This is a genomic window from Leucobacter chromiiresistens (genome assembly GCF_001477055.1).
GTDB classification, from domain to species: Bacteria; Actinomycetota; Actinomycetes; order Actinomycetales; family Microbacteriaceae; genus Leucobacter; species Leucobacter chromiiresistens_A.
In genome coordinates this window covers 1-10,478 of record NZ_LDRK01000039.1, presented here as the reverse complement: position 1 = coordinate 10,478, position 10,478 = coordinate 1, and the positions used below count along the sequence as shown (strand labels likewise).

8 protein-coding genes are annotated in these 10,478 nt (G+C 72.3%); 5 read left to right on the top strand and 3 right to left on the bottom strand.

Translation table 11 applies throughout. The annotated features are described in order from the left end of the window. On the bottom strand, positions 1–845 hold an 845-nt coding region (locus NS354_RS07470; RefSeq protein ID WP_153002146.1), incomplete at its 3' end, for an MFS transporter. Between the two features lie 140 nt (positions 846–985). On the opposite strand from NS354_RS07470, the gene NS354_RS07465 reads away from it, so the two are divergent. Next, entirely contained in the window at positions 986–1,246 is a 261-nt protein-coding gene (locus tag NS354_RS07465; RefSeq protein WP_058593943.1) for a hypothetical protein, read from the top strand. Between the two features lie 12 nt (positions 1,247–1,258). On the opposite strand, the gene NS354_RS07460 is transcribed toward NS354_RS07465, so the two are convergent. Further along, entirely contained in the window at positions 1,259–2,131 is an 873-nt protein-coding gene (locus NS354_RS07460; RefSeq protein ID WP_058593942.1) for a hypothetical protein, read from the bottom strand. Between the two features lie 68 nt (positions 2,132–2,199). On the opposite strand from NS354_RS07460, the gene NS354_RS07455 reads away from it, so the two are divergent. Beyond that, positions 2,200–2,925, top strand: a complete 726-nt coding sequence (locus tag NS354_RS07455; protein ID WP_058593941.1) for a hypothetical protein — start codon at positions 2,200–2,202, stop codon at positions 2,923–2,925. 80 nt (positions 2,926–3,005) lie between these two features. Here NS354_RS07455 and NS354_RS07450 read toward each other — a convergent pair whose 3' ends face one another. Continuing rightward, complete coding sequence (locus NS354_RS07450) at positions 3,006–7,205, bottom strand: DUF5979 domain-containing protein (protein ID WP_153002145.1); 4,200 nt, start codon at positions 7,203–7,205, stop codon at positions 3,006–3,008. A gap of 416 nt (positions 7,206–7,621) precedes the next feature. On the opposite strand from NS354_RS07450, the gene NS354_RS07445 reads away from it, so the two are divergent. The 3 genes from NS354_RS07445 to NS354_RS07435 form a co-directional block, all read left to right on the top strand. Then, positions 7,622–8,827, top strand: a complete 1,206-nt coding sequence (locus NS354_RS07445) for a thiolase family protein (protein WP_058593939.1) — start codon at positions 7,622–7,624, stop codon at positions 8,825–8,827. Continuing rightward, a complete protein-coding gene (locus NS354_RS07440) occupies positions 8,824–9,570 on the top strand; it encodes an enoyl-CoA hydratase/isomerase family protein (RefSeq protein ID WP_058593938.1) in 747 nt (248 codons plus the stop codon). The genes NS354_RS07445 and NS354_RS07440 overlap by 4 nt, the downstream gene beginning before the upstream one ends. Then, on the top strand, positions 9,567–10,478 hold a 912-nt coding region (locus tag NS354_RS07435; protein WP_058593937.1), incomplete at its 3' end, for a 3-hydroxyacyl-CoA dehydrogenase family protein. The genes NS354_RS07440 and NS354_RS07435, both read left to right, overlap by 4 nt.

Sequence of the window (10,478 nt, the reverse complement as noted above, 5' to 3'; positions counted from 1 at the left end):
CCTACGCGACCCGGCCCGAGGCCGCCGTCGGTCTCGGGCCGGGTCGCGTAGGCGGAGAAGAACGCGATGAGCAGGTATCCGGCGGCGTTGTTCGCGATGAAGATGAGTGCGGCGAGCAGCACCTCCTTCGCGTGCTTCGAGAAGAGCGTCTTGAGCGGCGCGGCGGATTCGCCCTTGCGCTCCTGCAGCTCCTTGAACACGGGCGATTCCTCGACGGCGCGTCGGATGAAGTAGCCCACGAGGATCAGCACGATCGAGAAGAGGAACGGGAGGCGCCAGCCCCACGAGAGGAACTGCTCCTCGGTGAGGGTCGTGGTGATGACCCACATGGTCGCCGTCGCGAGGATCATGCCGAGCGGCACGCCGATCTGGGGGTAGGCCCCGAAGAAGCCGCGCTTGTGCTCGGGAGCGTGCTCGACCGACATGAGGGCGGCGCCGCCCCATTCGCCGCCGGCGGAGAACCCCTGGAGCACGCGCAGTAGCACGAGCAGCACGGGGGCTGCGACGCCGATCTGGGCGTAGGTGGGCAGTACGCCGATCAGCGCGGTCGCGAGGCCCATGAGCACGAGCGTGAGCACGAGCATGCGCTTGCGGCCCAGCCGGTCTCCGAGGTGCCCGGCGACGATCGCGCCGAGCGGCCGGAAGAGGAAGGAGATGCCGAGCGAGGCCCAGGCCACGATCTGCCCGATGGTCTCGCCCGCGGGTGCGAAGTAGAGCGCGGCGAAGACGGCGCCCGCCGCTTGGGCGTAGATGAAGAAGTCGTACCACTCGATGGTGGTGCCGACGACGGTGCCCGCGAGCACTTTGCGCCGTTCCGCCTGCTTGTCGACAGCAGTCATGGTCATGTGAACTCCATTGTTCGTGAGGACGGCCAAGTTACCGACCGTTCGGCCAGTAATAGAGCGTACACGAAAGGGCCAGCGGCGAGAAGTGCGCGCGCAGTACGATGGACGCCCAGTGTTGTCGAGCGAAGGAGCTGAGTCACATGTCCCTGTCACCCCGGAAGAAGCTGGTCGGCTGCGCAGCCGCGATCGGGATCATCGCCGGAGGCCTCTTCGGCGTCGCGTCGCCCGCGCAAGCCGCCGGCTACTCGTACCTGTACCCGACGAACTTCACCACGAAGGCGGCCTGCGACGCGAAGCGCGTCACCATGAACTCGACGTGGACCCGCGCGAGCCAGTGCTTCACGATGACCGACCGCGGGGTGGTCGACTGGAAGTTCTCCGTGTCCGTGCGCGGGTACTGAGCGCGGCCCCCGTCACTGCGCGGCGCGCACCGGTTCGAAACTGCTCGGATCGGTGCCGCCCGCCGGTGACAGGAAGATGCGCTGCACGTCTCCGGGATCCGCCGGGTCGAAGACGAGTGGCCGTCGCGCCCCCACCGCCGGCACGTCTCGCGTACGGAGCGCCGTCGTGCACGCGACCCACCGGCTGACGCCCGCGGAATCCGAGAACCTCGCGACCAGCGGCACGATCATGCGGGAGGCGCTCGGCTCGGGCAGCGGTGCCTCCGTGATCTCGGCCTCCGTGCGCACGCCCCGCGCGAGCAGCTGCTCGACGATGCGGCCGTTCCGTTCCCGCCGCCGCGACGCCAGCACGCGCCCGATCAGGCTGAGCACCGTCAGCAGCGCGAACAGTCCGGGCAGCCACCAGGTTCCCGCGTAGAGCACCCACGCACCGATGCCCCACGTCTCGTTCTGACCGAATACGGGATCGACGGCCACGCCGACCGCGTCGGGCTCCGCCCACATCGTCGTCGCCAGCCAGGTGCCCAGGGCGAGGCCCGCCAGCACGATCGTCAACGGCCCGACGATCACGAAGGAGTCGTTGCGCCCGCTGTAGCGGTGATTCCAGGTGCCGTACAGCCCGAGGGACACGATCAATCCGAGAATGCCGAGCGGCAGGCCCCACGCGCGGAACGCGATGGGGGTCTCCGTCTCCCAGCTCCCGAAGACGCTGTTGATGCTCATGACGCGCAGCTGCTCGAACACGCCGCCGACCGCGAACCCGAGCACGGCGGCCGCGGCGAGCGCCAGCACGCCGAAGCAGATCGTGGCGATGAGCGCGGGGGCCGTTCCGCGGTGTCGTGCGTGGTCGCGTCGTGCGGCTTCTCGAGGGTCTACCAAACTCACCGAACCACGATATCCTGCCGCCGCACCCGAGATCCACGCGGGCCCGGGCCGGCGGGTAGGCTCCGAGCATGGCACCGCGCACCTCCCCCGATCCGAGCCCCGCCCGCACCTCCGGTTCGGGCGACCGTCCCGCCGAGTCGCCGGTGCGGTACCTCATCGCCGCGCTGTACGCATTCGCGGTGTTCGGGTGGGAGCTGATCGTCGTGCTGCTGCTCGATCCCCTCTGGCGCGGGGCGCGGCCCGGGGTCGGCACGGCCCTGCACTGGGCGGTGACCGCGGCGGGGTGGGCCACCGGCTCGATCGTGCTGCTGCGCCTGGTGCGGGATCCGCGGCGCGGATACCCCCGCGCGTTCGCAGGCGACCTCAGCGGCAGACGCGTCGCGCGCGCCGCGGGCATCATCGCCGCGGCAGTGATCGCCGTCGGCGTGCGAGCGCTCATCTTCCAGGAGTGGAAGCTCGTCGGCGAGTACGGGCGCCTCGCGGTGGAGGCGCCCGATGTCGCTCCCGCGGCCTTCGCTCTGCTGCTCGCCTACTACGCGAGCGAGACGGTCGTCGTGGTGCTCGTGCTCGCCCTCGGCCAGGCGGCGGGCGAGCTCAGGTTCGGCCGTCCGGCCGTCCCGTGGGGCGGGGTCGTGCTCGCCGCCACCTGGGGTGTCGCGCACATCCTGCTGCAGGGGCCCGCCGCCGGGCTCTACGCCATGGCCGCCGCACTGCTCTACGGCTGCATCTTCAGCCTCGGCCACCGCCGCGTGCGGTCGACAGCGCTGCTCGTGGGGCTCACCTTCGTGCTCTAGGCGACGCGGATGCACCGGGGGCGGCCGGACGAACCCGTCCGACCGCCCCCGCCGAGCGCACGCGGCTCACGCCGCGCCGCTCACTGCACGCGGCGACGCCGCACGAGGAGCACGAGCACTCCGCCCGCCGCGAGACCCAGTGCGAGCAGCCCGCCGCCGAGCATCTCGCCGCCGGTGACGGCGAGCCCGGGCGCGGTTCCGATCCGGTTCTCCAGGGCGACGCTCGCGTCTGCCCCGTCAGCCCCGTCATCGCCGGTCACGGTGAGCACCACGCTCCGGCCCGTGCCGTCGATCACTGCGCCCGCCGACTCGGTCGACCACTCGGCGCCGGCCCACGTCACGGCCGCCGGCAGATCCGCCTCGGCCTCCGTGAGCGTCACCTCGGTGCCGAGCGGGAGCCCGTCGAGCACCGTCGGCTCGCCCGCGATCAGCTCGAGCTCCGTCCGCTGCGGCTCACCCGCGAGGTCCGTCCAGCTCGCAGTGACGGGGTACGCCGTGTCGGCGGCGACCTGCGAGGCGCCGGCCCCCGTGACCGACTTCGTCAGCGTGAGGCTGCCGAGCTTCGGCGTCACGGTGTTCACGAGGTCGACCGCCAGGGTCTGCGCCGCGCCGATGGTGAGCGTCGCGGTGCCGTCGTCGTGGGCGACGATGCCGTCCATCTCCCAGCGCGGCGCGTTCCAGCTGAACGCGCTCGTCTCGTCGGGCAGCGCCTCCGCGAGCGTCACCTCGGTGCCGTGCGGGAGATCCCTTCCGAACGGCACCGCGCTGCCGTCGGTCGGGAGCGCGAGCTCAGCGGAGACGGGCTCGCCCGCCTCGAACCACGAGGCCGTCACTGCGACCGATTCGGGAACGCCCGGCGCTCCCGGCTGCACGCCCGCGACGCGCTTCGCGATCGAGAAGGTGCCCGGAGCCCACGCGGCCTCGTTCACGACGGTCACCAGGGTCATCTCGCCCTGCTGGTCGGAGACCACGATCTCGGCGCTGCCGTCGCCGTGGTCGGTGACCCGATCGCCCGAGATCGCGATCGTCTTCCAGACGACCGTGTCGATGCCGGGGCGATCGCCCTCCGTGATCGTCACGACGGTGCCGGCGGGGAGGTCGACGCCGAGCGGCGTCGGCTCGACGGCGTTGATCATGAGCTCCTTCGACTGCTCGCCGTTCGCATCGGTCCAGGTCGCGGTGACCGGGAACTCCGTGTCGGCGTCGACCTCGCCCGCTGCTTCGCCGCCGAGCCCCTTGAGCACGCTGATGCCGGCGACGGACGTGGCGGCGTGGTTCTCGAGGAGCACCTGCGCCTCGGCGTCGCGACCGATCGTCACGGTCGCCGATGCGCCGGAGACGGCAACCCCGTCGCCCGACCAGGTCGGGGACCCCCACGCGATGCCCGAGCCGTCGACCAGGGGGGTCTCCGTCAGCTCGACCCGCGTGCCGATCAGCAGCTGCTCTCCGAGCGCGACCGGCGTGCCGTCGGTCGGCACGGTGAGCGTCTTCGAGCCGGGCACTCCGGCCTGCTCCCAGCTCGCCGTGACCGTCACCGCATCGGGCACGGCCGGGTTGTCGGCCTCGGCACCGGTCACCCGCTTCGCGACGGAGAAGCTGCCCACCGTGCGCTCGACGGAGTTCGTCAGCGTGACGACCGCTGGCTCGGTCGCGTGCGCGGCGGTCACCGTCACGCTCTGCGGGGAGAAGACCGGGTCGCCCCAGGTGAACCGGTCGTCGTCCGCGGGCCGGGCCTCGCTCAGCGCGACCGTCGCGCCGATCGGCAGGTCGTCGATGCGCACGGGCTCGCCCGCGGTCACGGTGACCGTGCGATCCGCCTGCTCCGGGAAGTCCGCTCCGAGTGCGGCCGTGTCGATCTTCGCGGTGACCTCGTAGGCCCGTGCGGCATCGACCTCGGCGGCGGCGCCGCCCGCGACCTGCTTCACGAGCGACAGGGCGCCCATCTGCGCTCGATTCTCGAGGTCGACGGTGATGTTGCGGCCGGGCGTGAGGGCTGCGACGGCCGTCTTGCCGCCGTCCCGCACCGTGACGCCGTCTGCGGCCGCGAACACGGGGTCGCCGAACACGACGCCGGGAATCTGCGGGAACTCGGGTTCGGAGAGCGCGACGGTCCAGCCGGCGCCGCGGGAGTTGGGTCCACTGATGCGGTCGCCGTTCAGCGGTACGTCGAGGTCGTACTCGACCTGCACGCGACCCTGCGGGTCGATCTCCTGCACGTGCACCTGGAACGTGGTGCCGTCGGGCACGAACGCCGCGCCCGGGGTGTCGGCGAGCGACTTGCTGATGCCCACCGAGCCGCGCGAGACGCCCTGCCCGGTGCCGCTGCCGCGGTTGTTCTGCGTGACCGACTTCTCGTAGGTCTTCCCGGCGACCTCCGCGGCGTTGCCGTACGCGGTGCCCGGCGCGTCCATTCCGCCGCTCGACGTGCAGGTGGTGTAGCTGATGACGTACTGGTACTCGGCGCTGAAGCCGGTGGTGATCGCTCCGCCCGGCTGGGGCAGCTCGGGGCGCGGGATCGTGAACGTGAGCACTCCGTCCTCGTGCTCCGCGGTCACCGAGTCGGTCAGGTCGACGGTGGCGAGGCCGCCGCCGTTCACCTGGTCTCGGGCCTGCACGCGCAGGCCGAGCTGCGCCGCGGTGCCGTCGCTCGGATCGCCCGCGACGCAGACCTCGTGCGCGCCGCTGAGCGTGTCGGTGACGACGAGGTCGCTCTCGATCGCTGCGACGCGCTCGCCCGGAACGGTGATGCTCCAGTTGAGCGTGGTCTGCGGCAGGTGCTCGACGCCGTCGAGGGTCACGGCGCTCCCGTTGATGGAGCCGCCCTTGCCCTCGGAGCGGCCGGGCACCTTCGTCTCGGTGCCGGCGACCTGGCCGTCGACCGAGACCTCGTTGGTGTAGGCCGTGCCGCCTGCCGGCAGGCCGTCCTGGCTCACGCACGTCGTGTAGGTGATGACGTACCGGTAGTCGGAGGCCTGGAAGGCGAATGCGGGATCGGCGATGCCGTAGTCGATGGTGAAGGCCTGCGCCGTCTCCGCGGTCACGTTCGCGGCGAGCATGCCGGTGACGTCGCGCTGCAGCTGGTTGCTGGGGCCGTACCGCTCGGTGATCTTGATGCCGCTGATCGTGTCGGAGCACACCTCGTGCCCGGCGCCGAGGGTCTCGCTGAACACGAAGCCGTCGCGGCCGAGCAGCTGGTCGCCGGGAACGCTGACGGTCCAGGCGATCTTGCCGTTGCGCTCTCCCCCGCCGAGCACGGTGCCCGACTTCGTGAGCGAGCCCTGCCACGGTCGCGGATGCACCCCGATGATGCCGGAGGATTCGTCCCACACATCGACCGTCGCCTCGTTGAGGTACTCGGCCGATTCGGGATCGATCTGCCCGTCGGGCGTGCAGGTGTCGTACGTGACGCGGTAGGTCACGTCGCCGTCGAAGCCGTTCGGCTCCGGAGCGGTCAGGCGGATGGAGAAGTGCTGCGGGTCGGCGCCGGGCACCAGCTGGGCGATGCTCGTCACGTCGACGACGGTGCTGCCGCGCACGGTCTGCACCGTGAGGTTCGCGGGGGTGCAGAGTGCGTGCGCCGTGCCCGAGAGGGTGTCGGCGATGGTGATCGCGTCGTGGGCGCGCATCCGCGAGCCGGGCAGGTCGATGGTCCACTTCATGGACCAGTTGTTGGCGTTCATCTCGCCGGCCTTGCTCCAGGTGTCGGGAACCTCGATGCCGTCGTCGATGCCGCCCCCGCCGGGCAGCTCGACGGGAACCTGCTTCCCGTTGAGATCGAAGACGAGCGCGCGCTCGTCGGTCGCCTCGACCGCAGTGACGTCGAACGCGAACTCGCCGAGCACCAGCTCGGGGAAGAGGCCGACCTGCTCGGTGAGCGTGCACGTGACCACGCCCGTCTCGGCATCGGCGAGACACGTCGCCCAGTCGACGACCTCGCCGGTCTCGGTGGGGCCGCTGAGCGCGAACGGCACGTTGGCCGGAATGCTCAGCTCTCGGGGCAGCCCGATGGTGAAGACGTCGCCGGGGCGGGGATCAGCGGAGGCGGCGTCCCAGCTGCCCGTCACGGAGACGGTGTCGCCGACGACGAGCTGACCGCCGGGCCCGGTTCCGCCGCCGATGACGACCTCGTCGACGACGATGGCGGGGTTGGGGGCTGCGTGCGCTGCAGCGGGGATCGCCAGCAGGCCGCTCAGTGCGAGCACTCCCGCGGTGAGCGCGGAGACGATCCTTCCGAGTCGGAAGGTGCGGACGCGATGTCCGTGTGTGGTGTGGGAACGCATGTGCGCGCTTTCTCTCCTCTTCTGGGCTGGTTCGGTCCGATGCATGCCGCGGTGGGGCCGGCGCTGCGCGCCGCTCGACCGCCGGCATTCCGCGCCGGCGCGGTGGCTTCCGCGGCGCCCGCGACCGTTCGCGGGCGCCGCGGAAGCGGCAGTCGTCGGCCCCGGGGCGCGTCGGGGGACGGCCTGAGGCAGCCGACTCACCGATGACACGGGGGATCGGCGATTTCGTGACGCGCGTTTCGAGAAGTTTTTTTCGACGGCCCTGCGGATCCGCGCAGCGCGCGTGCTGACGGCGGGCAGCGGTCGGGAGGAGCGGGTGGTTTGCGCCCGTCGACGCCGCACCCTATTCTGGTATTCATTACCGAACGGTCAGTCACTAATTCGGCTGACGCGGGCAGACACGGAGGTCAGCGCCCATGCCAGAGGCTTTTCTCGTCACGGGCGTCCGCACCCCGGTCGGCCGGTACGGCGGCGCGCTCGCCAGCGTGCGCCCCGACGATCTCGCAGCGCTCGCCGTGCGCGCCGTCGTCGAACGCACCGGAGTGCCGCAGGCGGAGATCGACGAGGTGATCCTCGGCGCCGCCAACCAGGCGGGCGAGGACAACCGCAACGTCGCGCGCATGGCAGCCCTGCTCGCCGGGCTGCCCGACAGCGTGCCCGGGTACACGGTCAACCGCCTCTGCGCCTCCGGAATGACGGCCGTCGCGAACGCGTCGCAGGCGATCCGCGCCGGCGACGCCGATCTGGTGATCGCCGGCGGCGTCGAGTCGATGACCCGCGCACCCTGGGTGCAGCAGAAGCCCGACCGCGCCTGGGCGAAGCCGGGCGCCCAGTTCGACACGTCGATCGGCTGGCGCTTCACGAACCCCGAGCTGGAGCGCCGCGAGAAGGCGACGCTCTCGATGCCCGAGACGGCGGAGGAGGTGGCACGCCTCGACGGCATCACCCGCGACGACGCCGACGCATTCGCCGCCGAGAGCCACCGCCGCGCACTCGCCGCCAGCGCAGCCGGCCGCTTCGCCGACGAGATCGTGCCGGTGCCAGCGGCCGAGCGGCGCGGCGAGACGCGGATCGTCGACACCGACGAGGGCCCCCGCCCGGGCACCACCCCCGAGGTGCTCGCCGGGCTGCGTCCGGTGGTCCGGGGCGGAACCGTGGTCACCGCGGGCAACGCGTCATCGCTGAACGACGGCGCATCGGCGCTGCTCGTCGCGAGCGAGGCGGCGGTGGAGCGGCACGGTCTCGCGCCGCGGGCGCGCGTGGTGACGAGCGTCTCCGCCGCCCTCGCCCCCGAGATCATGGGGCTCGGCCCCGTTCCCGCCACCGAGCTCGCGCTCGCGCGCGCCGGCCTCTCGATCGACGACATCGGATCGGTCGAGCTCAACGAAGCCTTCGCCTCCCAATCGCTCGCGTGCATGCGACGCCTCGGCCTCGACCCGGCCCGCGTCAACGCCGACGGCGGGGCGATCGCGCTCGGCCACCCCCTCGGCTCTTCGGGCTCGCGACTGCTCGTGACGCTCCTCGGCCGCATGGAGCGCGAGGGATCCCGCTACGGGCTCGCGACCATGTGCGTCGGCGTGGGTCAGGGCACCGCGACCATCATCGAGCGGGTGACGGCGTGACCGGCCCGGCGCTGCGCATCGAGGATCGCGACGACTTCGTGCTGGCCACGCTCGATCGGCCCGAGAAGCGCAATGCGATCGACCGCGCCGTCGTCGACGCGCTGCACGAGCTCTGCGCCGACCTCGAATCGCGGCCGCGCACGCTGGTGCTGCGCGGGGCGGGAGGCAGCTTCGCCGCGGGCGCGGACATCGCGCAGCTGCGCGAGCGCACCGCCGCCGACGCGCGCGCGGGCATCAACACGCGCGCCTTCATGCGGGTGCACGCCCTGCCCATGCCCGTGATCGCCGTGCTCGACGGGTACGCGCTGGGCGGCGGCGCGGAGCTCGCGTACAGCGCCGACATCCGCATCGGCACGCACGCCCTCGCAATCGGCAACCCCGAGCCGGGGCTCGGCATCATCGCGGCCGCCGGGGCGAGCTGGCGGCTGCGCGAGATCGTCGGCGACGGGCTCGCGGCCGAGATGCTGCTCGCCGGCCGCATCCTCACCGGCGAGGAGGCGCACGCCGCCGGCCTCATCACCCACCTCCACGACGACGGCGATACGGCGTTCGAGGCCGCCGCGGCCATCGCGCGGCGCATCGCCCGGCTCGACCCCGCCGCCGTGCAGGCGTCGAAGCGGGTGCTCGGGGCGCCCCGCTCCGCGCACCCGCGGATCGACCTCGCCGAGCAGGCGATCCTCTTCGACAGCCCCGAGAAGCACCGGCGCATGACCGCCTTCCTCGAGCGAAAGCAGCAGCGATGAGCGCAGACGACACGACGAACGCCGACACGACCTCCGCCGCCGTCCCGGAGCGCGTCGGCGTGCTCGGCGGCGGGCGCATGGGCGCCGGCATCGCGCACGCCTTCCTCATGGCCGGCAGCTCCGTCGTCGTGGTCGAGCAGAGCGACGCCGCGGCGGAGGCCGCGCGGGAGCGCGTCGAGCGCAGCATCGACGCGTCGATCGCGCGCGGGCACGCGGGCGACCCCGAACGGCTCGCTCGGGCGCTGACCGTCACCACCGGCGCCGCCGCCTTCGCGGGGTGCGCGCTCGTGATCGAAGCGGTGCCCGAATCGCTCGATCTCAAGACGCGCGCCTTCGCCGAGATCGAGCAGCAGCTCGCGCATGACGCCGTCATCGCGTCGAACACCTCGTCGATTCCCCTCGCCCGGCTCGCCGACGCCCTCGAGCACCCCGAGCGCTGCATCGGCCTCCACTTCTTCAACCCCGTGCCGGCGTCGTCGCTGATCGAGGTGGTGGTGAGCACGAGCACCGCGCCCGGTCTGCCCGAGATCGCAGCCGCGTGGGCCCGCGCCCTCGGCAAGACGCCGATCACCGTGCGAGACGCCCCGGGCTTCGCGTCGAGCCGCCTGGGGGTGGCGCTCGCGCTCGAGGCTATCCGCATGGTCGAGCAGGGCGTCGCCAGCGCCACCGACATCGATCTCGCGATGGAGCTCGGCTACCGGCACCCCGTCGGCCCCCTGCGCACCACCGACATCGTCGGGCTCGACGTGCGGCTCGGCATCGCCGAGCAGCTCGAACGCGAGCTCGGCCCCGCCTTCGCGCCGCCGCAGCTGCTGCGCGACCTGGTGGCTGCGGGGCGCCTGGGCCGCAAGAGCGGCAGCGGCTTCTACGAGTGGCCCGCACCGGATGCCGCGCCCGCCGCCACCAGG

Excerpts from the sequence above, each read along its gene's own strand:
- NS354_RS07455 (WP_058593941.1), top strand. The coding sequence starts at position 2,200 with ATGGCACCGCGCACCTCCCCCGATCCGAGCCCCGCCCGCACCTCCGGT.
- NS354_RS07445 (WP_058593939.1), top strand. The coding sequence starts at position 7,622 with ATGCCAGAGGCTTTTCTCGTCACGGGCGTCCGCACCCCGGTCGGCCGG.
- NS354_RS07465 (WP_058593943.1), top strand. The coding sequence starts at position 986 with ATGTCCCTGTCACCCCGGAAGAAGCTGGTCGGCTGCGCAGCCGCGATC.
- NS354_RS07450 (WP_153002145.1), bottom strand. The coding sequence starts at position 7,205 with ATGCGTTCCCACACCACACACGGACATCGCGTCCGCACCTTCCGACTC.